Annotated in this window: 19 protein-coding genes; 8 read left to right on the plus strand and 11 right to left on the minus strand. The window is 62.5% G+C overall.

The window, feature by feature from the left end:
• Positions 1–29: 29 nt before the first annotated feature.
• Together NCT32_RS10605 and NCT32_RS10610 are read right to left on the minus strand one after the other, a co-directional pair.
• Positions 30–419 (minus strand): type II toxin-antitoxin system VapC family toxin, encoded by a 390-nt coding sequence (locus tag NCT32_RS10605; RefSeq protein WP_250490198.1) that lies wholly within the window; start codon positions 417–419, stop codon positions 30–32.
• Positions 416–667, minus strand: coding sequence for a type II toxin-antitoxin system Phd/YefM family antitoxin (locus NCT32_RS10610; protein WP_250490199.1), 252 nt, complete (start codon positions 665–667; stop codon positions 416–418). The genes NCT32_RS10605 and NCT32_RS10610 overlap by 4 nt, the downstream gene beginning before the upstream one ends.
• Before the next feature lie 233 nt (positions 668–900).
• Here NCT32_RS10610 and NCT32_RS10615 point away from each other — a divergent pair, with 233 nt between their 5' ends.
• From NCT32_RS10615 to NCT32_RS10645, 7 genes are all read left to right on the plus strand, one after another.
• Complete coding sequence (locus tag NCT32_RS10615; RefSeq protein WP_250490200.1) at positions 901–2325, plus strand: UbiA family prenyltransferase; 1425 nt, start codon at positions 901–903, stop codon at positions 2323–2325.
• 3 nt (positions 2326–2328) lie between these two features.
• The gene (locus NCT32_RS10620; protein ID WP_250490201.1) at positions 2329–3642 is read left to right on the plus strand and encodes an FAD-binding oxidoreductase; all 1314 of its coding nucleotides are present in this window, start codon (positions 2329–2331) and stop codon (positions 3640–3642) included.
• Positions 3639–4379 (plus strand): SDR family oxidoreductase, encoded by a 741-nt coding sequence (locus tag NCT32_RS10625; protein ID WP_250490202.1) that lies wholly within the window; start codon positions 3639–3641, stop codon positions 4377–4379. The genes NCT32_RS10620 and NCT32_RS10625 overlap by 4 nt, the downstream gene beginning before the upstream one ends.
• Positions 4376–6091 (plus strand): hypothetical protein, encoded by a 1716-nt coding sequence (locus NCT32_RS10630; protein ID WP_250490203.1) that lies wholly within the window; start codon positions 4376–4378, stop codon positions 6089–6091. The genes NCT32_RS10625 and NCT32_RS10630 overlap by 4 nt, the downstream gene beginning before the upstream one ends.
• Positions 6092–6197: 106 nt before the next feature.
• Positions 6198–7136 (plus strand): NAD(P)-dependent oxidoreductase, encoded by a 939-nt coding sequence (locus NCT32_RS10635; RefSeq protein WP_250490204.1) that lies wholly within the window; start codon positions 6198–6200, stop codon positions 7134–7136.
• A gap of 11 nt (positions 7137–7147) precedes the next feature.
• On the plus strand, positions 7148–8431 hold the full coding sequence (locus NCT32_RS10640; protein WP_250490205.1) for an NAD(P)/FAD-dependent oxidoreductase: 1284 nt from the start codon (positions 7148–7150) through the stop codon (positions 8429–8431).
• Positions 8428–8853, plus strand: a complete 426-nt coding sequence (locus NCT32_RS10645; protein WP_250490206.1) for a GtrA family protein — start codon at positions 8428–8430, stop codon at positions 8851–8853. The genes NCT32_RS10640 and NCT32_RS10645 overlap by 4 nt, the downstream gene beginning before the upstream one ends.
• Before the next feature lie 82 nt (positions 8854–8935).
• Here the strand turns inward: NCT32_RS10645 and NCT32_RS10650 are convergent, their stop codons facing one another.
• Positions 8936–10510, minus strand: coding sequence for a hypothetical protein (locus NCT32_RS10650; RefSeq protein WP_250490207.1), 1575 nt, complete (start codon positions 10508–10510; stop codon positions 8936–8938).
• Positions 10511–10909: 399 nt separating this feature from the next.
• Between NCT32_RS10650 and NCT32_RS10655 the strand changes: the two genes are divergently transcribed.
• Positions 10910–11809 (plus strand): class I SAM-dependent methyltransferase, encoded by a 900-nt coding sequence (locus NCT32_RS10655; protein ID WP_250490208.1) that lies wholly within the window; start codon positions 10910–10912, stop codon positions 11807–11809.
• Between the two features lie 46 nt (positions 11810–11855).
• On the opposite strand, the gene NCT32_RS10660 is transcribed toward NCT32_RS10655, so the two are convergent.
• Genes NCT32_RS10660 through rfbB form a run of 8 tightly spaced genes read right to left on the minus strand, consistent with a single transcriptional unit; the run spans position 11856 to position 23947 of the window.
• Positions 11856–14045, minus strand: a complete 2190-nt coding sequence (locus NCT32_RS10660) for a glycoside hydrolase family 99-like domain-containing protein (RefSeq protein ID WP_250490209.1) — start codon at positions 14043–14045, stop codon at positions 11856–11858.
• 8 nt (positions 14046–14053) lie between these two features.
• Positions 14054–18316 carry a glycoside hydrolase family 99-like domain-containing protein gene (locus NCT32_RS10665; protein ID WP_250490210.1) on the minus strand — a complete coding sequence of 1421 codons (4263 nt, stop codon included), beginning with the start codon at positions 18314–18316 and terminating at the stop codon, positions 14054–14056.
• The gene (locus NCT32_RS10670) at positions 18313–19665 is read right to left on the minus strand and encodes an ABC transporter ATP-binding protein (RefSeq protein WP_250490211.1); all 1353 of its coding nucleotides are present in this window, start codon (positions 19663–19665) and stop codon (positions 18313–18315) included. Before NCT32_RS10670 ends, NCT32_RS10665 begins: the two co-directional genes overlap by 4 nt.
• 19 nt (positions 19666–19684) lie before the next feature.
• Entirely contained in the window at positions 19685–20506 is an 822-nt protein-coding gene (locus tag NCT32_RS10675) for an ABC transporter permease (protein ID WP_250490212.1), read from the minus strand.
• 46 nt (positions 20507–20552) lie between these two features.
• Entirely contained in the window at positions 20553–21449 is an 897-nt protein-coding gene (rfbD, locus tag NCT32_RS10680) for a dTDP-4-dehydrorhamnose reductase (protein ID WP_250490213.1), read from the minus strand.
• Entirely contained in the window at positions 21446–21997 is a 552-nt protein-coding gene (rfbC, locus tag NCT32_RS10685; protein WP_250490214.1) for a dTDP-4-dehydrorhamnose 3,5-epimerase, read from the minus strand. The genes rfbD and rfbC overlap by 4 nt, the downstream gene beginning before the upstream one ends.
• Positions 21982–22875 (minus strand): glucose-1-phosphate thymidylyltransferase RfbA, encoded by an 894-nt coding sequence (gene rfbA / locus NCT32_RS10690; RefSeq protein ID WP_250490215.1) that lies wholly within the window; start codon positions 22873–22875, stop codon positions 21982–21984. The genes rfbC and rfbA overlap by 16 nt, the downstream gene beginning before the upstream one ends.
• A gap of 10 nt (positions 22876–22885) precedes the next feature.
• Complete coding sequence (rfbB, locus tag NCT32_RS10695) at positions 22886–23947, minus strand: dTDP-glucose 4,6-dehydratase (protein WP_250490216.1); 1062 nt, start codon at positions 23945–23947, stop codon at positions 22886–22888.
• Between the last annotated feature and the right edge of the window lie 76 nt (positions 23948–24023).

Below are 24023 nucleotides of genomic sequence, written 5' to 3' on the forward strand. Positions count from 1 at the left end.
GACGATCCTGCTTGCGTTAGTCGAAAAGATTAGACATACCGCACCGGGGCGGAATCGTACTGCCGCACGATGTCATCGTGCGTAAGCAGCACGATTCCTTCCGAGATCGCCTGAGCGATTAGCATCCGGTCGAACGGATCTCTGTGAATCGGCGGAAGCTGCAGTATCTCGAGGGCGTGGTGAGCCTCGATTGAGAGCTCGTTGTATCCGGCGTCAAGAAGGTTCGTTCGAAAAACGCGGGCATCGAGTTGGAAATCGGGACGCCGGAGCGAGCTCTTGATGACGATCTCCCAGATGCTCTGAACACTGAAATAAAGCGTGTTGTTCGGATCTTCGATCAAACTTCGCGCTTGCCCGGACAGCGCCGGATCATCGCTCGCCGCCCAAATGAGCAGATGCGTATCGAGAAGAAGCTTCACTTCGACTTGCCCTCGAACATATCAGCAATTTCGTCTGCAGCCATCCTATCGAAGTCAGGAGGCACCGTCAGCTGCCCCTTCATGAATCCAATACGTCTGCGCGGCTGCTCCGCTTCTGCGTCTATCCTCACAACTTTGACCAACGGCTTGCCCGCTTTCGCGATAACGAACGGCTGTCCGCCGTTCACCGTCTCATCGATGAGCTTTGAGAGGTTGGTTTTCGCTTCGTGCATGTTGAATGTGCGCATTTTTACCTCCTGAACTTAGTTTCATTGACTTAGTTTATAGCGTAGATCAAGAAATTGCATATTTCGAGTCAACCGTGCCAAGGTAGAATTTTGCAAAAAATTAGGGCACGGTTTGTGCTCGAGCCCCACCGATAGTAAAGTAGCGCCCGCATAACGTTCAAATGCATGCCGTTTGCACAATTCTTCGAGGTGAATGACGCCTCACTCATAAAGTTGATTCCTTGGCCGATTGAATGCGCAGCAAACCCATCGTCGTCGACCTCGACGGCACGCTCATCCGTTCGGACGTACTGGTTGAAAGCGGGTTTGCGTTCCTGAGAGCATTCCCGCTTCGATTCTACGCACCGCTCCTGTGGCTCGCGCGCGGGGGCAAGGCCACGCTGAAGACGGGCCTTGCGGAGCACGCGAATATCGATGTCAGCGTTCTTCCTTACGACACCGAACTCATCGCATGGCTGAGCGAGGCGCGCGAATCGGGACGCTCACTCGTGCTTGCCACTGCGAGTCACGAACGCTTCGCCAAGGGCATCGCCGATCACCTAGGGATCTTCGACACCGTTTTCGCGACCAACGAGACGATCAATCTTTCGGCCGAAAAGAAACGCGACGCCCTGGTCGCCGAATACGGCGAAAAGGGCTTCGACTATGTCGGCAACTCCCATGACGACGTTCCAGTCTGGCAGGCCGCAGATCGCGCGTACGTGGTCAATCCGCTCCCCGGCGTGGCGCGCGCGGCGCACGGCAACGGCAATGTGGAGCGCGTGTTCGAGAGCCGCCCGTCGACGCTCAGAGTGTGGGCGAAGTCGCTGCGGCTGCACCAGTGGCTCAAGAATTTGCTGATCTTCCTGCCGCTGCTCGCCGGGCATTTCGCGGACGACTCGCATCGCGTGCTCGCCGCGATCATCGCTTTTATTACTTTCGGTATGTGTGCGTCGAGCGTCTATCTGCTCAACGACCTGCTCGATCTCGAGGACGATCGCCATCATCCGGTGAAGCGCAAGCGTCCGCTCGCCGCGGGCGCGATGCCGTTGCTCGTCGGCCTCACCTCATTTCCCGTGCTGGTGGTCGCGGCGTTCGGGATCGCATTCGCCTTCCTGCCCTGGCGCTTCGGCGCCGTGCTCGGGGGTTACTATGTGCTCACGCTCGCCTATTCGACGGTGCTCAAGCGCCGCGTGATGGTCGACGTGGTCGTGCTCGCGGGGCTGTACACCGTGCGCATCGTCGCGGGCACCGCGGCGATTGGCGCGCACCTGACGTTCTGGCTGCTCGCGTTCTCGATGTTCATCTTTCTCAGCCTGGCCCTCGTCAAGCGCTACGCAGAGCTTCATTCTATGAAAGAGCGCGGGCTCGTGAAGACGCGCGGGCGAGGCTACGTCGCGAGCGACCTGTCGCTGATCTCGTCGCTCGGCACATCGTCTGGCTATCTCGCCGTGCTGGTGCTGGCGCTGTACATCCAGGACCGCGGCACGACGGCGCTCTATCGCCATCCGCAGATCATCTGGCTCGCATGCCCGCTGCTACTTTACTGGATCAGCCGCACGTGGATCATCGCGCATCGTGGCGGCATGGACGACGATCCCATCGTGTTCGCCGCGCGCGACCGGACGAGCTTGTGCGTCGTCGCGTTGTGCGCGCTCGTTTTCTGGCTGGCGATCTGAACGATGACGGAGCTTCTGTCCTGGGGACGCTATCCCAAAGCGCCGCAGCAGCCGCATGCGGTCGCTTGGCGCGACATGACCGCACGCGTCTGGCGCGAGGCTGCGGCGCACGGCAGCACGCTTGCATTCGGCAACGGCCGCAGCTACGGCGATAGTTGCCTAGCGGCATCGGGACATGTAGTTCACATGCTCGCGCTCGACCGAATTATGAGCGCGGACTGGACGACAGGCGTGTTTCGGGCGGAACCCGGCATCACCCTGGAGCAAATTCTCACCGCGGCGGTCCCGCGAGGCTGGATGCTGCCCGTCACGCCCGGCACCAAATACGCGACGCTCGCCGGAGCCGTCGCCAACGACGTTCATGGCAAGAATCATCACGTCCGTGGGACGTTCGGCCGGCATGTTCGCGCCTTCGGCCTTCTGCGCAGCGACGGCACTGAAATGCAGTGCTCGCCTTCGTTCAACGAGAGTCTTTTTTCCGCCACGATTGGCGGTCTGGGCCTGACGGGGCTCATTACCTGGGTCGAGATCCAGCTGATGCCGGTTTTCACTAGCCAGATCGACGTGACGAGCATCCGGTTCGCCAATCTCGACGAGTTCTTCGTCCTATCGGAGGAACTCGATGCCCGGCACGAATACAGCGTCGCCTGGGTGGACTGCCTGAGCCAGGGCGCGGCGCTCGGCCGCGGCATCTTCATGGTGGGCGACCACGCGGCGCATGGGCCGCTCGCCATCGACGACCGCAAGAAGCACACGATGCCTGTAACGCCACCCGTCTCGCCCATCAACGGCCTGACACTGCGTGCCTTCAACGAACTGTATTACCGCCGCCAGCGCGGCGCGCGCGTGGAGTCGCGCGTCGGCTACGATGCGTATTTTTATCCGCTCGACAGCCTGCTCCACTGGAACCGCATGTACGGGCGCGCGGGGTTCCAGCAGTATCAGTGCGTGGTCCCGACGGCGAACGCGCGCGAAGCCACGCGTGCGATTCTCGAGACCATATCGGCGAGCGGCACAGGCTCGTTCCTGGCCGTGCTAAAACGCTGCGGCGATGTGGCATCGCCCGGCCTGTTGTCATTCCCCTTGCCCGGCGCGTCGCTCGCGCTCGACTTTCCACAAAGGGATGCGCGTAACGACAGGCTCTTTGCAACGCTCGACGCGATCGTGCGCGAAGCCGGCGGACGCCTCTATCCGGCCAAGGACGCGCATATGTCGGGCGCCGATTTTCGAACGGCCTATCCGCAATGGGAATTGCTGGAGGCCCAGCGCGACCCGGCCATGCTGTCGCGCTTCTGGGAACGAGTAGTCAAGACATGAAAAACATTGTTATCGTTGGCGCGACTTCCGCGATCGCCATCGCCTGCGCGCGCGTCTGGGCTGCGAAGGGCGCGCGTTTCGTTCTCGTCGCGCGCAATGGCGAGCGGCTCGCGCAGGTATCCGCCGATCTCACCGCGCGCGGCGCGCAGTTGGCGGCCTGCCATCAGTTGGATATCGATGACCTGGACGCGCACGCGGCCATGCTGGAACGCGCCGTTGCGGAACTCCGCTCGATCGATGTCGTGCTGGTCGCGCCCGGCACGCTGCCGGACCAATCGGCGTGCGAAGCGGATGCGTCCGTCGCGGTTCGGGAATTCAACACGAACGCCACGTCGCTGATCGCGCTTCTGACGCCGCTCGCTAATGTACTGGAGGGCCAGCGGCATGGCGCACTTGCCGTAATCTCGTCGGTGGCGGGCGATCGCGGACGGCCATCGAACTATCTCTATGGCAGCGCGAAGGCGGCGCTCTCGGCATTTCTCGAGGGGCTGAGGGCGCGCCTGTTCAAGAAAGGCGTGCACGTGCTGACGATCAAGCCGGGTTTCGTCGCCACGCCGATGACGGCGGGTCTGCCGCTGCCCGGCCCGCTCGTGGCTACGCCCGACAAGGTCGCGGGCGATATTGTGCGGGCCATCGACCGGAAAAAGAACGTGTTGTACACGCCGTGGTTCTGGTGGGGAATCATGGCGATCATCCGCAACGTGCCGCAGTTTCTGTTCAAGCGGGCGTCTTTGTGAGCTGTGCAGCACGCGCGCAAACGCTGCGGCACGTCGGGAACTGGACCCTCTTCGCGCTTGGCGCGGCCACGTTTCTCCTGACCGTGTACGGCGTCGTGCGGCATTTCTCGCCGGTGCCGCTCGCCGATCAGTGGGACGGCAACGTCGCATTCTTCATGCGCGCGGCGCAGAACCCGCTCGCTGCATTTTTCGAGCAGCACAACGAGCACCGGCTCGTTTTTCCGCGCATCTTCTTTTATCTGGACTTGCGCTACCTCGGCGGCCGCAACGTCCTGCTAATCGCCGCCAATCTCGCATTGGGCGGATGCATCGGTTTGCTCCTATTCTGCGTCGCGCGCCGTCATGCGCGCTTTCCCGGCGTCCGGTCGCTCGGTTTGGCGGGCGTGTGCCTGATCGTCGCGTTCTCGTGGATGCAGGGCGGCAACTTCTTCTGGGGCTTCCAGCTTCAGTGGTTTGCGGTGTATCTGTTCGCGCTCTGCGCGTTCCATTGCATGGACCGCTGCGCGGAATTCGTGGCGACGCGCGAAGCGGTCCGCGCGAACGCATGGCTGGCGCTTGCGCTCGGTTCAGCGGTGCTGTCGGCGTGCTCGATGTCGAGCGGCGTGCTCGTCTTCCCCGTGCTGTTCGCCGTCGCGCTTTACCGGCGCATCGGGGCGGGGCGCGTCGTCGTGACGGCGGCGGTTTCCGCGGCGACGCTGTTTGCCTACTTCGCTAACTGGCACGCGCCCGCCAGCAGCGGCGGTTCGCCGCTCGCCGCGTTGCGCGAGCATCCGGTGCAGGTTCTGCGCTATTTCGTTCTTTATCTGGGATCGCCTGCCGGGCAGACCGTGCTCGGGTCCAAAGGCGCGGACGTCGCGGGTCTCATCGTGCTTCTGACGCTGCTGGTTCACTGTGCTCGTCTTCTCTTCGCGCGTGGCGCCGACGCTCCGAAGGCGACGTCGCTTCTCGCGATGTCGATGTTCGTCGCCAGCAATGGCTTCGCGACCGCCTGCGGCCGGCTCGGCTTCGGGCTCGAATCGGCGCTCGCAGGCCGCTACACCACGGCCTCGCTCACGTGCTGGCTCGCGCTCGGCTTATTCACGTTCCTCAACGCTTCGACTCGCTCCGGCAAACGGCTCACGCTCGTCGTTGCGATGGCCGGCGTCGTTCTCGTCGCGTCGTTCGAGCGGCTCGCGCTGCGCTACGACGCGAAATCGATCTACGCGCTCGACGTCGCCGGGCTGGCGCTCAGGGCGCACGTGTACGATCCGGACTTTCTGCTCGGCGCCTATCCCGTGCCGTCCGCACTGGAGGCAATCGCGAAGCAAGCCGAGCCTCGCGGTTTCGCGATCTTCGCAAAGGATCAGACGGACTACTATGTTGCGCCCGTGCGTATCGCGGCGGGCACGGCCTGCGAAGGCAAGATCGAATCGATTCACGCCACGGGCACGCCCGGTATGCTCGTCGCGAAAGGATGGATCTTCGACCCGCATGCCGGTGCGGTGCCGCGCACCATCGTCGCGACGGACGCGGACGGCAACGTGCTCGGCACAGGCATCGCAGGCGGGAAGCGCCACGACATCGAGCGCGTCGCCGGCCGGGACGCGCTCTTTTCGCAGTGGACGGCATTCGTGGAAGCAGGCGACGCGCAACGCGTGCGCATCAGCGGGCGCTTGCGGGACGGCACGTTCTGCTCGCTGCCCGAAGCAGGCACGACCAGGCTCGCGCCCTGAGAAGCGCGGCGCAGATCGCCTAGCGAGCGGCCGCCCGTTCGGGCCGCCTGCCGCCACGCGGTAAAATGCCGCGTATTTTACCGAGTTTTACCTTTCGAGCTAACGCATGAAGCAAATCCGAATCCTTCTTCCCGGCGGCGCAGGCCTGGTCGGCCAGAACCTCGTCGCACGCCTCAAGGCTCAGGGGTACGACAATCTCGTCGTGCTCGACAAGTTTCGCGAGAACCTCGATATTCTCCGTCAGACCCATCCGGACGTGACGGCCGTCTATGCGGATCTCGCAGAACCGGGCGGCTGGGAGCACTACTTCGAAGGTGCGGACGTCGTGGTCATGTTGCAGGCGCAGATCGGCGCGCCGACCATCGAACCGTTCATTCGCAACAACATCGTGTCGACACGCAACGTGCTCGCCGCCATCAAGCAATACAACGTGCCCTATACCGTGCACATCAGCTCGTCGGTAGTGAATTCGGTGGCGAAGGATTTTTATACCGACACCAAGCGGGAGCAGGAAGAAATCGTGCTGGCTTCGGGGATCGAATGCGTGGTGCTGCGCCCGACGCTCATGTTCGGCTGGTTCGACCGCAAGCATCTCGGCTGGCTCTCGCGCTTCATGCAGAAGGTGCCGGTGTTTCCCATTCCCGGAAGCGGCAAGTACATGCGCCAGCCTCTGTACGTCGGCGACTTCTGCAACGTGATCATCAGTTGCATCAACTCGCGCATCAAGGGTTCGGCATACAACATCTCGGGGCTCGAACGTGTCGATTACATTGACATCATTCGCCAGATCAAGCGGGCCACGCGCGCGAGATGCGCGATCGTGAACATTCCTTACGGGCTGTTCGCCGTCCTGCTGAAGATCTACGCCGTCTTCGATAAAAATCCGCCTTTCACGGCCGATCAGCTGAAAGCGCTCACAGCGGGCGATGAATTCGAAATCATCGACTGGCCGGGCATTTTCCAGATTCGACAGACATCTTTCGCCAACGCGATGGACGAGACGTTCAATGATCCCGTCTACAGCCACATCGCACTCAAATTCTAGTTTCGCGACACATGAACGACGAGCGAATTGCAGTCCTGGGCGCGGGGCCGATGGGCCTCGCCGCCGCGTACCAACTCGTGAAAGACGGGCGCAAGCCGATCGTCTTCGAAGCGGACGACCGCGTCGGCGGCATGGCCGCGTGCTTCGACTTCGGCGGTTTGTCCATCGAGCGCTATTACCACTTCCACGCCATCTCGGATCACGCCTTTCTGAAGGTGCTCGACGAGCTCGGGCTGGCGGACAAGATGCAGTGGCGCGAAACCAAAATGGGCTACTTCTATCAGAATCGCGTGCAGCCCTGGGGCAATCCCATCGCCCTCCTGAAGTTCAAGGGGCTGAGCTTCGCCGCGAAGTTCCGCTACGGCCTGCATGCGTTTCTTTCGACCAAGCGCAACGACTGGAAACCGCTGGACAATGTAGAGGCAACCGGCTGGATTCGCCGCTGGATCGGCGAGGAAGCATGGGAAGTCCTCTGGCGCCGTCTGTTCGACTACAAGTTCTACGACTACGCGTACAACCTGTCGGCCGCGTGGATCTGGAGCCGCATTCGCCGCATCGGGCGCTCGCGCTACAACCTCTTTCACGAGAAGCTCGGATATCTCGACGGCGGTTCCGAAACCTTGCTTAACGGCATGCGGCGCTATATCGAGGAAAATGGCGGCGAGTTCCGGCTGGGCACGCGCGTGCAGAAGGTCGTCATGGAGAACGGCGCGGTCAAGGGCATTCAGGTTAACGACACGTTGCATCCGTTCGACAAGGTGATCAGCACCATTCCGCTGCCCTACGTGCCATCGGTCATGCCCGACCTGCCGCCGAAGATTCTCGACGCGTTCAAGAGCGTGAAGAACATCGCGGTTGTCTGCATCATCGCCAAGCTCAGGAAGCCCGTCACGGATAATTTCTGGCTCAACACCAACGACCCGGAGATGGACATTCCGGGAATCGTCGAGTACACGAATCTGCGCCCGCTGGATCAGCACATCGTCTATGTGCCGTACTATCTTCCGGGCGAGCACCCGAAGTATCAGCAGCCCGATGCGGTGTTCATCGACACCGTTAAGCGCTATCTCATGAAAATCAATCCGGCGCTCAAGCAAGCTGATTTCATCGACGTTCGGGCGAGCCGCTACCGCTATGCGCAGCCCATTTGCGAACCGGGTTATCTCGATCGCCTGCCGCCGATTCAACTCCCGGTGAAAGGCTTGCTGGTCGCGGATACGTCGTATTACTACCCGGAGGATCGCGGTATCTCCGAGAGTATCGATCTCGCCCGCAAGATGGCGAAGATGATATGAGGCGCATTCATTCGATCGCCAAGAACACCTTCGTCTCGCGCGAATTTCTCGTCTTCCTGCTGACAGGCGGCTTTGCCGCGGCGGTCAATTGGGGAAGCCGGATCGTCTATAACCTGTGGATGCCCTATTCGCCCGCGATCGTCGTCGCGTATATCACGGGCATGATCACGGCGTTTGTGCTCGCCAAGCTCTTCGTGTTCAAGAGCAGCACGCAGTCGACAGGACGCTCCGTGTTTTTCTTCACGCTCGTGAATTTCGTCGCGGTGCTGCAGACATGGACGGTCAGCGTGGGCATCGCGTACTATCTGTTCCCGCGCATTGGCATGAACTGGCACGATCGGGATATCGCGCATCTGGTCGGTGTGGCGGTGCCCGTGTTCACCAGCTACATCGGGCATAAGCGCTGGACCTTCAAGGGCTGAGCGTAGCGGGCGCGGCGTGTCCGGCTGAAACATCGCGTCGCGCGAGTTCGCGCGGCACGCGTTCTCAGGCGGCGCCGTTTCTTCATTTCAAACGGCAGTACCCGCCATCGCGCGTCTTCGCGAACACCGAAATGTTCGGTGTCGTTCGATAGAACGCCACCCAGCCCACGCGCGTCTCTCGCGTGCCGAGCGTGGCCGCCGCGTCGGCGCGCGTTTTGCCGACGACGCCGTTGCCGATCGTATCCCCATCCGCATCCGTCACGACGATGGTCTTCGGCGCCGAATCGTGCGACCGGTCGAAGACCCAGCCTTCCGCGCGGGACATGCCCTGCGTCTCGGTGGGCGCCGTGCCGTCGATATAGCCTTCGCAACGTTCGTCGGTGAGAATCCGCGCGGGAGGATGGTCGTAGCCCGGCGCGTCCGGCGCGAGAATGCTGAGCTTTTGCGCCCTCGCGGCTTCGATGATCGTCTTCAGATAGTCGTCGTGATCCCACAGAACGCCCAGATAAGCGTGATCGTAGACGCCCTCGCGGATCGCCTGCCCGGCGACGAGACGCTCGAACATCACGTCGCGATCCGGCGAAAGCGCCTTGCGCTGCGAAACGCCCACCGCGACGAGCGCGAAGAGCGCGCACACGCCGACGACGCGCCGCCACGGCCGCTGTTGAACGTTCAAGAAGCCGAAGAGAAGCAGCGCCATCCACGCGAGCAGAGCGTTGGTCGCGTAGCGCGGTTGATAGACGTTGCCCAGACCGAGCACCAGCCGCCCGACGCCCGTCGCGAATGCGGTAAGACACAAGAAGATCGCGAAAGCGAGCAATGCAGGCGCTTTCGTTCGCCGGGACCGGAGCGCCGTCCATGTGCCCCAACCGGCTCCGACCAGGACCACGGCGCCGGCGAAGGTTGCAAGCGGCGAGCTTCGAAACGCGAAGAACATGGGCGAACCGAGATATCGCACGCCATAGCGAATCAGGTCGCCGATCTGATGCTGGATGACGTAGGCGAGCGTGCCGTGCGGGATCGATCCCGTTGCGCCCTGTGAGCGCCAGAAATTGGCAGCCGCCACGATCAGGAACGTGGCCACCAGCGTGACCAGCACGCGAAGCGGAAAGCGCCAGTACAGCACGAGAAGGATCGAGAGAGGCCACGTGAGCGTGCCGTTGGCCATCGAAAACGATGCTGCGATGTTGCACAACAGCGCGACGACGAACGGGCGGACGTCATGCCCTCGCGCCGCGCTCACGGAGATCGAATGGAACGCGAGCAGCGCGAACAGGTTCACCGCGAACCATTGATTCTGGAAGCCCCACGTGAAGTTGTCGCTCTGCATCCACGAAAAGCAGAACGCCATCACGAAGCCGGCAACAGCCAGTCTGCACGTGCGCGAGAAGGACGATCCGAGTTGCACGCTTCGATACGATGCAAAGGCGAGCGCCGCGCACACCGCGACGTTTCCAGCCAGCGAAAGCACGTTGACGCCGCCGAACCAGCGCATGTCGGGCCAGAAGATGAGTCGCGAGAACAACAGGCGATGCTCGTTATGCAGACTCCAGAACGAAGGCCACCAGTGCTGTTCCGCCTGCATGTACCAGTTCACCGTTCCGAACCATTGGTCCCACCACGGGACGGGCGAATAGTTCAGGACGACGCCCGTCACCGAGGTTGCCGCAACAGCCAGCCCAAACAGAAACAGAAGGCAGGCTCCGGTCCGAAATCTGGGTAAGCGAGCCTTCTTTGAAGGCGTTTGGATGAGAGTATCTGCGCCCAACTACGTGTTCCCGTTGGCAAGTGAAAAGAAAGAGTGAGATCGTGCGCCGCTGAAAACGCGGTGCGGCGCGCCGCCGTTTCGAGCACGGAGTCTATCATTTGTGACGCAACGTCTCGCCGGCCTGTCCAATGGCCGAAAACCATGCCGTGTCAGGCTAGAGTTTTCCTGTACCATCTTCAGCGAACTGTAAGTTTCGGAGCAGTCGTGCTGACGCTCGATGCCCTCCGCGAAACAACCCGGTAGTTGGTTGCCCTCTGACGTCTCAATGCTTATCGACAGGAGAAGCGCATGGACCGTCCGGCAATCTTCGAGAAGTTGAATGCAATCGCGGAGCAAGGGGGGAACGTATTCGCGGCACTGCGCGAGTTGCCGCTCGACGTGGTGGCCGACGCGCTGCTCGAGATCCCGAGCCAGTATGCCGCGGCCCGCGCAGCGCTTCCGATGATGGCAGCGGACAGTGTTCAGGACGCCTGGACGGGCAATCACGGACACACGCTGCTGTTTCAGAGCGCGGCGTTCGCGCGCGCCGTGGAGGCGGGATTCTTTAGACACACGGGCCGGCTGCTCGACGGCGCAACGATGCTAGATTACGGATGCGGCTGGGGCCGCCTGCTTCGTCTCATGTACAAGTTCACCGATCCGGCCCGCTTGTACGGGTGCGATCCGTGGAGTGCGTCGATCGATCTTTGCAAGGGGTACAAGGTCGCCGCCAATCTGGCCGTTTGCGACTACGTTCCGGATGAAGTGCCCTTTCCGGATGTCCGGTTCGACCTCATCTATGCGTTCAGCGTGTTCACGCATCTGTCTGAGAAAACCGCGATCTCGGTGCTGCGCGCGCTTCGCAAGAGCCTCGCGCCAGACGGACTGCTCGCCATGACGATCCGCCCCGACAGCTATTGGTACGTTCACAACACGGGAAGCGCGAAAGCCGACACGGACCTGATGCGCCGGCTGCATCGCGAGAACAAGTACGCGTTCACGCCTCACCATGTCCAGCAGGGCGTCGGCGCAGTCGATGCCGAGGGACTTAACACTTATGGCGATGCCTCATTCTCGTTCGACTATCTGCGCACCCACTGGCCGGAATGGGAATTCGTCGGCTACGACGTGTCTTTGCTCGACCCCTATCAGACCATCGTATTTTTGAAGCCGCGCGAGACGCGTGCCGCTTCGCAGGGAAGCGAATGATACCGCGCGCTGTCCGGCGGTGTCCGGCCAGCGCGCGGCGGCGAAGTCAACCGCGCCGCGCCCAGGCGTATTCCCCGTAGTCGCCGACATCCTGCATCGTGGACCCCTGCTCCATCACGAGATTGGTGTCGACGACGCACATTCCCGCGTTCGCGACGGAGAGCGGCAATGCGCGCTCGACCGCGTGGGCGAGCGTGCCATCGAGTTGCCCCGCTTCGGCTTCGAAGTCATCGCGGGAAAGCGGCAGATCCAGCAATGGCTTCAGCGCGGCGACCTTGGCCCAGAACATCGTGCCGGCGGCGAACTCGTACTGCATCGACTCGGCATCGAAGCCGAGCTGGCGACCCAGGCGGCCTACGTTCGCCGCGTTGGAGCCCCAGTAGTATGCCGACGACACCATGTGTCCCGTAGGCCCGATCAATCCGAGGGTTTGGCGGTCTTCGAACGCGTACAAAATGCTGTCGATCACCTCGGGGGAGCCTAACAACTTGTCGTAGAGATCGCGGCGCCAGACGTCGCCATCGACGCGATGCTTCGACTTCTTCGAATGAATCTTGCAAAGATAGCGCTGGCCATCCGACACGACTTCCCGGAACAAGGTCATGAAGGGCAGGATATCGCGTCCGCGATTTTCGAGCCGACGCACGACGGCGTTAGCGAAATCCCGTTTGATCTGGGCTTCCAGATCCGCCGGCGCGCTTTGCGCTATTGACACGTACACGCCGGATTCGGGCGGCAGATTGCGCAGATAGCCCGCAATCTCAGGCCAGAGATCCGGATAGTGCAAATGCACGATCGCGGCCACGTCCTTGCCGTCGGCCTTCCATGTCTTGGGCTTCGGCGGCCCGAACGCCTCCAGTGTGCGGCGCGTCGCCTCGAGATGCGCGTGGCCCAGATAGAGGTCCGGCAACAGATGCGAGCCCGACTCCCAGCCGTTCCACGAATTGAGGAACACGAACCGATCATCGAGCGGCAGGCGCGCTGACGCATCGACGCAAAGATTCCAGAGCCAGCCGGCGAAAAGGCGCGGACTGAAATTCGCGAACACCTCCGCTTCGCGACCGCCGTATCCGGTGGTATCCCAGTTCGGGAACGCGCTTCGATAAACCGTCCGCGCGGCCTTGGGCGATTCGACGCTCGCCGCTGCCGCGGCGGCATAGTCGAACACGGCGCCAGTGAAGTCCGGCGCGAGCACGACGCTCGCCTGTGCCGGCGTCTGCGCCGCGCTGTCGGTGGGCGCATATTCAAGCACTGCGTCGAAATAGTCGGCATCGCGAGCGGAGATAAGTGGCGCGCCGACGAGATGCACATTCGCGACGCCTGCATCGGCGAGCGCCGACCGCAGCGCCGCCACCGACTCACGCGATGCGGCCGCGCTGCGTTCGGCGAGGATCACGAGCATCGGCTTGCCACTCACGCGCAGCCAGCGAGGATCGTGCATGGCCTGCACCAGGCCCGGCGCGAGGCTCGCCGCGCGCGCGGCGGAAAGTCCGCCCTGCAGCGCAGTTCCTTCCTCCGCCGAGGCCGAGGCTGACGCGTTCCGCAAGGCGGCGCGCGTCGTCAGACAGGCGGCGAAATGCATGTCGATATCGGGCGCGCCCAGGATCGTAAGCAATCCCGCCGGCAACTCGCCGCCGACGTCCATCAACTGATGAAAACAGAAAGCATGAATGCCGTACTGACGCGCGAGCGCGGCCTCTCGCGACATCGATTCCGCCGTGGGCGCATCGACGTCGAAAGGTTTCGCGGGAAGATGCGGCTGATAGTGCCCGACGAACCGCGGCGCCTGATGCGCAACGCGGCTCCAGCCGTCCACCGCAACGAAACCCGGGCCCGTGCCCGGCTCCGGCACGGGCATGTAAAACGCGATGGCCTTGACGAGCGTCTTCGCGGGACGTGGCACGTCCATCGCCGATGCATACTCGGGATGCAGCTTCACCAGCGGCGCGCGATAGCTGGTGTGCAGCATGCGGCGCAGGTCGCCCGGCATCCGGTTCAGAATCTCGAGCCGCTCGTCCGCCCCGGAAACCAGAGCCGAGAAGCTTGCCGCGACTTGCGCATCGACGGTCGAACGAAGATAGCGCGAGAACATCGCGCGAACGAGCATGCCGCCCGCGTGACGGATGGTCGATTTCCAGCCATGAGCGCGCGCATAGGACACAGCGATGCGCATCACACCGCGCACGCCGCCGCGTGGCCCGAGAAAACGCATGGACTTGGTATATAGAGACTTCATATGCTAACTCAGAACCCGGCCTGTCCCGTGATGCGATTGAGCGCCCGGCGTGTGGCGTCCAGATAGGCGTGGCCGTATTTCATGTCCGGTTCGAGGTGATTACCCTCGCCCCATTCGTTCCATGCGTTGATGAACACGATACGTTCGTCGCCGTGGGCGAAGGTATCGGTGAATTGCAGCGCTTGGCTCAGCCACGCTTCGTACGCTTCCGGCGAGGAATTCACGAAAATGTGCGAGTTATGCTGCTTGCGCGCCGTGTTGTCCCACGACGGCATCACGCCGCGGAACATCGGATACGGTGGCCGGGCTTTCATCAGCGTCTGCTGCGCGGTCAGTGGGTAATCGTAGACCACGCCCTTGAACGCCGGATCGAGGCCCTGCACCGGATGCGGCGACGGAACACCACAGCCATGCGGCGGAAATTCGACGGCGGCGTCGAAATCGAAGTCCGAAGGCTTCTCGTTGCGCGCCCAGCTATCGAACGACTGCACATAGGCCAGATACAGTTCGCCGAGACCCGCCTCGCGGGCGATGTCGCGCCAGATCTGCGCCGTGCGTCGCGGATTCGGCAGCAGCGACATGCGATACACGATGATGAGCGGGCGCCCGTTGATGCGGATATAGCGTCGATCCCTGAGCGTCGGCAGCAACGAGCGAATGAACGCGGCGTCGTCTTCGTCCGAGTGTTTCTGCGCCATCAGCACGGCGGACTCGAGACCGTCCCAGCGGCGCGTCCAGTTCTCGTTGGCCCAGCAGATGCAGAACGGGAAATCCGGTTCGCCCAGCGCCAGCACGTCGTTGAGCGGACGTTCGAGCAGACGGTGGCCGCCGAACCAGTAGTGGTAGTAGCAGAACCCGTGGATGCCGGCCGCGCGCGCGAGGTCGGCCTGCTGCTGACGCACTTCGGGCAGGCGCAGATCGTAATAGCCGAGATCGGCCGGACGATGTGGCTGATAATGACCAGCGAAGTTCGGATGCGCCTTCGCCACGTTGGTCCATTCTGTGAAGCCCTTGCCCCACCATTCGTCGTTTTCCGGAATGGGATGGTATTGCGGCAACAGGAAAGCGATGAGGCGAATATCCGTGAGATCCGCGAGACGCTCGCCCCAGCGCGAGACGAAGGTACTGCGCGAACTCTCCGCAATCTCGCTGTCGCGCGCCTGACCCGCCCCGGCGTCCGCGGCGTCCGGCGCGTAGGCGACGAGAGAGCCGGGTTCATACACGACGCGCTTGTCTTGCGCACCCACGCGCATGAAGTAGTCGTACAGATCGAGCCCGTCGAGTTCCGCCCCGGTGTCGATGCCCGCCGCGTCGACGAACGCAGCGCGCCGCAGCAGCACGATGGTGCCGGACACGGCCACGACGTCGCGCGCAACGTCATACGACGGATTGTTGGATGCCTGCATGAAACCGACGTGGCGCACTTCCCCGTTCGTGCCGATCAGAACGCCGGCTTCGCTGAGACGTCCGTCCGGCAGCGCGACCTTGCCGCCGACCGCCACGATGGATGCGTCGGACTCGATTCGCGTGACGAGGGCATCGAGCCATTGTCCGAACACCTGCACGTCGCTGCGCAGCACCAGAACGAAAGCGCCACGCGCGGACGCGACCGCTTCGTTCAGCTGAACCGAGGCTTCATCGCTCGAAGCCATGTGCAGGCGCACGCCAGACGACTCCGGCAGCAACGCGGCAAGCTCCGCCTGGGCGGGGCCCGCCAGCACTTCCACGTTGAAGCGCGCCAATTGCTGGCGCTTTCTGATCGAGGTCAGGCACGCCACCACCTGCGCGCAGTTCCCGACCGCCTTGACGAGCACCGTCACCTGCGGATCGGCATGCACCTCGAAGCGCAAGGTTTCGCATGCGTGCACGAGCCCGTCCGCATCGATCTTGACGAACGGATAGTCGATCGGTTCCGGCGTCTGCTGCGGCACGACCGGCGCGCCGGCGCTCGCGGCGTCGGCGAGCAACGGCTGACCCTGCACATGACGCCGCACGCGCGACTTGACGCCGTCCAGCCCTTCCGTCTTCAGAATACGCAGGCCATAGCGCACGAGCGCCGGATAACCGCCGCTCGACGCCGCCAGATTGTCCACTCGCCGGAATGCCGCCGGTGTCGCCACGGCCTTGCCGCGCGAGAGCGCGGCGCGCGGATCGCGCACGGCAAGAAGCAGCCCGCGCAAGGGCCGCGTCAGTTTCCACGAACGCGAGCCCGTCACCAGACGGTAGCGCGCGCTCAATTCTTCGAAACCCTGAGTGGCGGCGGCGAGCGTATTCTTGAGCGTGCCCACTTCGCGTTCGAGCGCGACCGCGTTGCTTTCCGCCGCGGCCAGCTCCGCCTGCGTCTCCCGCAGCACGCGCTCACGATGCTCCTGCGAAGTCCGTCCGGCTTCCCACGTGCCACGATTCTCGTCGAGCGCGCGCGTTGCGTTGGCAAGCTGCTGCTCCGTTTCCTGACGCTGCGCGTAGGCTTGCTGCAGTTCGGCTTCGCGCTGCTTCAGCAGCACGCGTACCGTGTTCAGCTCGTCGTTCACACTCAAGAGCCGGCCTCCGGCATCGACCACTTGAGCGCGTGAGTGAGTCTGCTCCAGCTCGCCGCGGAAAATGGCATGCTGCCACTGCTCGATGGTCACGCGGGCGCCGACGCCCGTCGCGAACGACTGGAACATCGATTCGAATTCGAGGTAGCGGTCGAAGTCGTGCACCGATGCGAGCAGCCCCGCATGAGCGAACACCTGCTCGAAGAACACTTTCTGGTTCAGCCAGCGCGGATCCGCGGGCGTCGCCCAGCGCGTCACCATATGGCCCATGCCGGCCAGTGCGCGGAATGCCAGGAAACCGAGTTCGATATCGCCCTCGAACGACCATTCCTGATCGATGATGCTGTAACCGCCGCCCGCTTTCCTAATGATGTTGAAGGGTACGATATCGAGCATCGACCCGGGCAGGGACGTCGACACCGCGCGGTTCGAGACCACGAAGCCGCGCTTCGCCGCCGCGTCGATGACCACGTCGACGAATTCGCGCAGGCACGCGCCGACCTGTTTCACGCTCCATCCCGGCGTCGTGACGATACGCAGGAACAGCGCCTCGAAACTCTCGCCCTCTTCGAGCCATTCATCGGCGAAAGCGAATTTGAACATCGAGCCGCTCTCCGGCGCGAGCGACGGCTCCAGCAGCCGGCGCTTCACCGCTACCCGGCCGTCCGCGCTCCGTTCGAAAGCGGTCGACTTGCGAAACGGACGGCGGCGGCCCGTGCTGAAGTGAACGGCGAGCGTGGCCTGATCGAGCAGCGGCGTCGGGCCCTCGACCGTGGCGAGAAATAGGAACGAATTGCTGAGGTCGTCCAGCAGATCGTTCTTGCCGACGACGCCCCAGGCCTGCTCGATCGAGAAATTCGGAATGACGTGAAGCTGATGATCGCGCTTGACGGATTGCACGGCCAGGATCCACGGCCGAAAGGCGTTCGTCTCGCCGAGTCCGCCCGGCAGGACGACCGAGGAAGGCAACTTGTAATCCGGAAACGGCAGCGCCAGATCGACCGTATCGAAACCCGCGGCGCGGATACGCTTCGACAGTTCGTGGCGGCCGAACGTGACCACGCTGTCGTCCGTGTAGAGGTCTTGAATGCCGAACATCGGCTTGCCGAGATGGTCTTCGGGCATGCCGGCCAGATACTTGAGCCCCAGTTGATTCTCGATGGCGATCAGAAGCGTGCCACCGGGCTTGATGAAGGAGCGCGCGCGTTCGAGCATGGCCTGAACGGGGTCCGCACCCTGCCCGTATTTGCGCGCGTATTCGAGCACACCGATCAGCGTGACGACATCGAATTTTCCGTCGATCCGCAAATCGTCAAAGGTGTCGCAGACGACCGTGGCGTTGTTGAGATCGCGCACGCGCGATGCGGCAATGCGCGCGCGCCGTGCGCTGCCTTCGAGCGCCACCACCTCGGCGCCCTCTTCGGCCAGAAAGCGCGTGATCGCGCCGCAACCCGCACCGATTTCGAGAAGGCGGCCGCGCAGCTTGCCGCTGAAAGGCCTGAGAAGGTTGGCGCGCTCGTGCGACAGGTGATAGCGCGATGGCCAGTCGGTGCAATGCCGGAGCAGTTCCTCGGACATCACTGACAAGTCGCTCGCGCCGGCGATTACGCCGGCTACACGCTCTTCGGCTTCATCTCCGTCGCTATAGGCGAAGGGCTCTTCGGTCGCGCGCGACCAGACGCGCGTATCCGGGTTGAAGCGATAACCAAAAGTGTTGAGATCGTAGTTTGTCATTGAATTTTGTCCAGCCGCATTTCCAAATTCATGTTCGCCAGACCGAAGTACGTCGGGTCCGGACTGACGACGAGATGAATCGCGTCGTAGCGGCGATCATGCGGAACGACCTCGCCGGCTTCGCGCGTCGCGATGCCGAGCGACACGAAGAAATCACCCGCGCCGAGATTGCAACGGAAACGCATGGTGGCGAGCGCCTGGTCCCCCGGCTCGCCGACTCGGCGGGCGTCGTCGAGATTCAGCAGCTCGGAGTTGCTTCCGAACAGGGTCACGCCTTCCTTGGTTTTGATCGTGACGCCGAGAATCGGGCGGATCAGGCGCTTCTTGAACGTGACCGCGACGGTCAGCGTGACGAGCGAGCCCGGTTCGATCGAATTCGGATATTCGACGTCGTCGCTGACGATCCGGAAGTCGCTGATATTCGCGGAGCCGTCGCCCCAGCGATACTCGTACTGGTTGTAACCGGGGCGGGTGACGAAGCGGTCGTTGACGAAATCGAGTTCGTGCGCGACATGCGCCACGCTTTCGTCGGACATCTCGTCTGGCGCCGCGTCGGCCGCCGGCGCTTCTTCGGTCGATTCGGCCTGAGCCGCCGCGCTCGCTTCCACCGGCTTGCGGCCGAAAAGCAGATCGAGATACCGGTTGACGACATCGCGCGGATTGCCGGCCATCAGCATCTGGCCGCCGTCGAGCAGCAGCGCGTGCGAGCAATGGGTGACGATCTGCTCGCTGCTGTGCGATACGAGCAGAATGCTGGTGCCGTTGCTTTTCAACTGCTTGAGGCGGTCGAAGCACTTCGCCTGAAAGCGTGCATCGCCCACGGCGAGCGCCTCGTCGACGATGAGAATTTCCGGGTCGGTCTGCGCCTGCACCGCGAACGCAAGCCGCACCATCATGCCGCTGGAGTACGTCTTGACCGGCTGATCGACGAACTGACCGATGTCCGCGAATTCGACGATGCTGTCGAAACGCGCCTCGATCTCCGCCTGCGACAGCCCGAGCAACGCGCCATTGAGGAACACGTTCTCGCGCCCCGTGAATTCGGGATTGAAGCCGGAGCCGAGTTCGAGCAACGCGGCGATACGGCCGTTGGCCTGCACGGAACCCGTACTCGGCGTCAGCGTTCCCGCGATCATCTGCAGCAGCGTCGACTTTCCCGATCCGTTGCGGCCGACAATGCCGATTGTCTCTCCGCGCGGCACGTCGAAGCTGACGTCGCGCAACGCCCAGAACTGACGATACAACTGGCGACGACGGCGATACAACATCTGCAGCAACCGGTCACGCGGTCGTTCATAGATGTTGTAGCACTTGCCCAGATCTCGGATTTCAATAGCGGAATCGTTCATGCGGTTTGTATGAAAGCCATCACAAGACGTCGGCAAAGCCGGGACGCGTCCGCTCGAACCACCAGAGGCCTGCCCATGCAAAGAGGTATCCGCACACAAGATAGATGGCGAGACCCGCCCAGTCCGGAGCATGTCCCCAGATCAGCACGTTGCGCATCTGCTCGATGATGAAGGTCAACGGATTCAGATAGATGATCGGCCGGAACGCTTCAGGCACCGAGGCGATCGGATAGAAAACCGGCGACAGGAACATCAGGAGCGACGTGAAAATGCCGACGACCTGCCCGATGTCGCGCAGGAAAACGCCGAGCGACATCATGAACCACGTGACGCCGGCGATCGCGAAGATGTAGGGAACCAGAATGAGCGGGGCGAGCAGCGCGGTCGCGGGAATATGCTGCTGCCACGCGAGGATCGCGCCGACGAGAATGATCGATGCGATGAACAGATGAAAGAGCGCGGTTCCGATGGTGATCCACGTCAACGCTTCGAGCGGAAAAACCACGCGCTTGACGAAGTTCGAGTTCGACACGACCAGCCCCGGCGAGCGCGTCAGGCATTCCGCCAGCAGTCCGTGCGTCAGCATGCCGACGAACATAACCACGGCAAATTCGAAGTGATCGGTCGAAGTCGGACGCCAGCGCGACTTGAACACGACACCGAAGACGAACGTATACACGCTCAAAAGAAGCAGCGGATTGACGAACGACCAGAAAACGCCGAGAAAGGAACCTTTGTAGCGGCCAGCGACTTCGCGTTTCACAAACTGCAGAATCAGGCCGCGTTCCGTCACCAGTGAATGAATCACGGACAATGGACTGGCGGGATTGATGCGACGCATACGTCCTCTAAGTTGAAAGACTGACGGTTCAGGAGATGCCTGCGAATCACACTGACAGTGCGTCGCGTATCGCCTGAACCATCGAGACTCGCCAATCGGGACGGTGCAACCTGAATCGTGCATCGAATGCCGCGCCGTCAAGACTCGAATTGGCCGGCCGCTTCGCCGGCACCGGATAGGCGTCGGCCGGAATCGCCTCGATACTCGTCGTCTTGATCGTGCCTTCGCTGGTGAGCGTGCGCGCCGTCTCGATGATCGACGATGCAAACTCGTGCCAGCTGGTCCTGCCCGACGCCGTCATATTGTAGAGACCGCTCGCGAACGCGCCTTGCGCCCGTTCGCGCATTGCCCCGGCGACGGCATGCGCGGTGAGGTCGGCGATCAGGCGTGCGGATGTCGGCGCTCCGAACTGATCGGCGACGACTCGCAACGCTTCGCGCTCCTGTGCGAGGCGAAGCATCGTCAGCATGAAGTTCTTGCCGCGCGCGCCGTACACCCAGGTCGTGCGGAAGCACAGATAAACGCCGCCCTCCGCCTCCAGCGCCTCTTCACCCAGCAGCTTGCTGCGGCCATAGGCGTTCAGCGGGCAAGTGGGCGCCGACTCGACATATGGACGGTCGCTCGTGCCGTCGAACACATAGTCGGTGGAGTAATGGATCAGCAGGGCCTTCGCCTTGCGCGCCCATCGGGCCAGCTCCGACACCGCTTCGCCATTGATCACATTGGCGAGCGCCTCTTCCTGCTCCGCGCGATCGACCGCGGTGTAAGCCGCGGCATTGACGATGACATCGGGCCGGATTTCGTCGAGCGCGGCCTGCAGCGTCTGCGGCTGCGAGAGATCGAAACGGGCGCGATCGCACGCGATGACCTCGCCGAGCACCGACGCGCTGCGCGCAACCTCCCAGCCGACCTGCCCGTTTGCGCCGGTGACCAGAATCCTCATGCAAACACCTCGGCTTCAGCCAACCGCTTGCCCGCCGCATCCTTCGCCGCGAGCAGGGGCTCGAAGTCGATCGGCCATTCGATGCCGATCTCGGGGTCGTTCCACACGATGCTGCGCTCGTGCGCCTGGAACCAGTAGTCGGTCGTCTTGTAGAGAAACTGCGCCGACTCCGACAACACGACGAAGCCATGCGCGAAGCCCGGCGGCACCCACAACTGCCGGTGGTTTTCCTCCGACAGGTTAACGCCGACCCACTTGCCGAAATTCGGCGAGCTCTGGCGGATATCGACCGCAACGTCGAACACTTCGCCTTCCACGACGCGCACGAGCTTGCCCTGCGCATGCTGAATCTGATAGTGCAGTCCGCGCAGCACGCCCTTCGCCGAGCGCGAATGATTGTCCTGCACGAACTCGACGCCGCTCTCGACATGCTCCGCGAATTCACGCGCGTTGAAGCTCTCGTAAAAGAAGCCACGCGCATCGCCGAACACTTTCGGCTCGATGATCTTGACTTCGGGCAACGCCGTTGCCGTTACCTGGATGGCCATGCGACTTGATCCTTGGGAAGATTGAGCAAATATTGACCGTAGGCGTTCTTCGAAAGCGGCTTCGCGAGCGCGAGCAATTGCTCCTCGCCGATCCAGCGCTTCCGGTAAGCGATTTCCTCGGGACACGCCACCACGAGACCCTGGCGCTTCTGCAATGTCGCGATGAAGGTCGCCGCTTCGATCAGCGACTCGTGCGTGCCCGTGTCGAGCCACGCGTAACCACGCCCCATGATCTCGACATCGAGCTTCTTCTGTTCCAGATAGCGCGAATTGACGTCGGTGATTTCGAGTTCGCCGCGCGCGGACGGCTTGATGTCCGCGGCGATGTCGCACACCTGGTTATCGTAGAAATAAAGACCCGTCACCGCGTAGTTCGAACGCGGCTTCGCGGGCTTTTCCTCGATCGACAGCGCGCGGAACTGCTGGTCAAATTCGACTACGCCGTAGCGCTCGGGATCGTGCACGTGGTAGGCGAAGACCGTCGCGCCGTCGGTGCGCGTGTCCGCGCTCTCGAGTTGCTTGGCGAGATCGTGCCCGTAGAAGATGTTGTCGCCGAGAATGAGCGCCGACGGTTCATTGCCGACAAATTCGCGCCCGATGATGAACGCCTGCGCGAGCCCGTCCGGCGACGGCTGCACCGCATACTGAATGTTCATGCCCCACTGGCTGCCGTCGCCGAGCATCGACTCGAAACGCGGCGTGTCCTGCGGCGTCGAGATCACGAGGACGTCACGAATGCCTGCGATCATCAGCGTGGATAGCGGATAGTAGATCATCGGTTTGTCGTAGACAGGCAGCAACTGCTTCGACACCGCATGGGTGATCGGATAGAGCCGCGTGCCGGACCCGCCGGCGAGGATAATGCCTTTACGCGCCATGTTCAGCTCCTCACGCACGCTGCGCGTAGTTCGTCTCGACCCACTTCCGGTACTCGCCGGAAGCCACCTCGTTGGCCCACGCCTGATTGTCCAAATACCACTGAACCGTCTTCGCGAGACCGGTTTCGAAGGTTTCGGCCGGCTTCCAGCCCAGTTCGCGCTCCAGCTTCCGCGCATCGATCGCGTAGCGGCGGTCGTGACCGGGACGATCCTTCACGTAGGTGATCTGATCGCGATAGGAGCCGCTCGACTTCGGTTTCGCTTTGTCCAGCAGGTCGCACAGCGTGTGCACGACATCGAGGTTCTTCTTCTCGTTCCAGCCGCCGACGTTGTACGTTTCGCCGAGCGCGCCACGCGCGAGCACTTCGCGGATCGCGGAGCAATGGTCGCCCACGTACAGCCAGTCGCGCACGTTCTGGCCATCGCCATAAACCGGCAACGGCTTGCCCGCCAGAGCATTCGCGATCATCAGCGGAATCAGCTTCTCGGGGAACTGGTACGGGCCGTAATTGTTCGAACAGTTGGTCGTGAGGACCGGCAGGCCGTAAGTATGGTGATACGCGCGCACCAGATGATCCGAGCCCGCCTTCGTGGCCGAATACGGGCTGTTGGGCGCATAGGGCGTGGTTTCCGAGAACTGCGGATCTGTGGCGGACAGCGAGCCGAAGACTTCGTCCGTCGATACGTGCAGGAAGCTGAACCCCTGCTTTTCGTCTTCGGTCAGCTTGCACCAGTACATGCGCGCGGCTTCGAGCAGCGTGAAAGTGCCGACGACATTCGTCTGCACGAAATCGGCCGGGCCATGAATCGAACGGTCGACGTGGCTTTCCGCCGCGAAATGCAGGATTGCCCGCGGCTTGTGTTTGGCCAGTAGCGCATCGATCGCAGCGCGGTCGCAAATGTCCGCGCGTGCGAACACATGACGGTCGTCGTCCTTGAGCGACTTGAGCGTTCCCAAATTGCCCGCGTACGTCAGCTTGTCGACGTTGAGAACGGGTTCATCCGAAGCGTTGAGCCAATCCAGAACAAAATTGGCGCCGATAAAACCGGCGCCGCCCGTCACGAGAATCATAAATAGCCCTCTTTGCTGACTTCAGCCAGCTTGCGAAGCCGAAGCATGTTCGATTTTGGAAAAACTTGCCTGCCGG

Source organism: Caballeronia sp. INML2 (assembly GCF_023631365.1).
GTDB classification, from domain to species: Bacteria; Pseudomonadota; Gammaproteobacteria; order Burkholderiales; family Burkholderiaceae; genus Caballeronia; species Caballeronia turbans.

What these genes read in the sequence shown, in the direction of transcription:
- rfbC (WP_250490214.1), bottom strand. Translation starts at nt 21,997, where the DNA reads ATGGCCATCCAGGTAACGGCAACGGCGTTGCCCGAAGTCAAGATCATC.
- NCT32_RS10615 (WP_250490200.1), top strand. Translation starts at nt 901, where the DNA reads ATGCGCAGCAAACCCATCGTCGTCGACCTCGACGGCACGCTCATCCGT.
- NCT32_RS10635 (WP_250490204.1), top strand. Translation starts at nt 6,198, where the DNA reads ATGAAGCAAATCCGAATCCTTCTTCCCGGCGGCGCAGGCCTGGTCGGC.
- NCT32_RS10660 (WP_250490209.1), bottom strand. Translation starts at nt 14,045, where the DNA reads ATGAAGTCTCTATATACCAAGTCCATGCGTTTTCTCGGGCCACGCGGC.
- NCT32_RS10665 (WP_250490210.1), bottom strand. Translation starts at nt 18,316, where the DNA reads ATGACAAACTACGATCTCAACACTTTTGGTTATCGCTTCAACCCGGAT.
- NCT32_RS10675 (WP_250490212.1), bottom strand. Translation starts at nt 20,506, where the DNA reads ATGCGTCGCATCAATCCCGCCAGTCCATTGTCCGTGATTCATTCACTG.
- NCT32_RS10645 (WP_250490206.1), top strand. Translation starts at nt 8,428, where the DNA reads ATGAGGCGCATTCATTCGATCGCCAAGAACACCTTCGTCTCGCGCGAA.
- NCT32_RS10640 (WP_250490205.1), top strand. Translation starts at nt 7,148, where the DNA reads ATGAACGACGAGCGAATTGCAGTCCTGGGCGCGGGGCCGATGGGCCTC.
- NCT32_RS10670 (WP_250490211.1), bottom strand. Translation starts at nt 19,665, where the DNA reads ATGAACGATTCCGCTATTGAAATCCGAGATCTGGGCAAGTGCTACAAC.
- NCT32_RS10625 (WP_250490202.1), top strand. Translation starts at nt 3,639, where the DNA reads ATGAAAAACATTGTTATCGTTGGCGCGACTTCCGCGATCGCCATCGCC.
- rfbB (WP_250490216.1), bottom strand. Translation starts at nt 23,947, where the DNA reads ATGATTCTCGTGACGGGCGGCGCCGGTTTTATCGGCGCCAATTTTGTT.
- NCT32_RS10610 (WP_250490199.1), bottom strand. Translation starts at nt 667, where the DNA reads ATGCGCACATTCAACATGCACGAAGCGAAAACCAACCTCTCAAAGCTC.
- rfbA (WP_250490215.1), bottom strand. Translation starts at nt 22,875, where the DNA reads ATGGCGCGTAAAGGCATTATCCTCGCCGGCGGGTCCGGCACGCGGCTC.
- rfbD (WP_250490213.1), bottom strand. Translation starts at nt 21,449, where the DNA reads ATGAGGATTCTGGTCACCGGCGCAAACGGGCAGGTCGGCTGGGAGGTT.
- NCT32_RS10655 (WP_250490208.1), top strand. Translation starts at nt 10,910, where the DNA reads ATGGACCGTCCGGCAATCTTCGAGAAGTTGAATGCAATCGCGGAGCAA.
- NCT32_RS10620 (WP_250490201.1), top strand. Translation starts at nt 2,329, where the DNA reads ATGACGGAGCTTCTGTCCTGGGGACGCTATCCCAAAGCGCCGCAGCAG.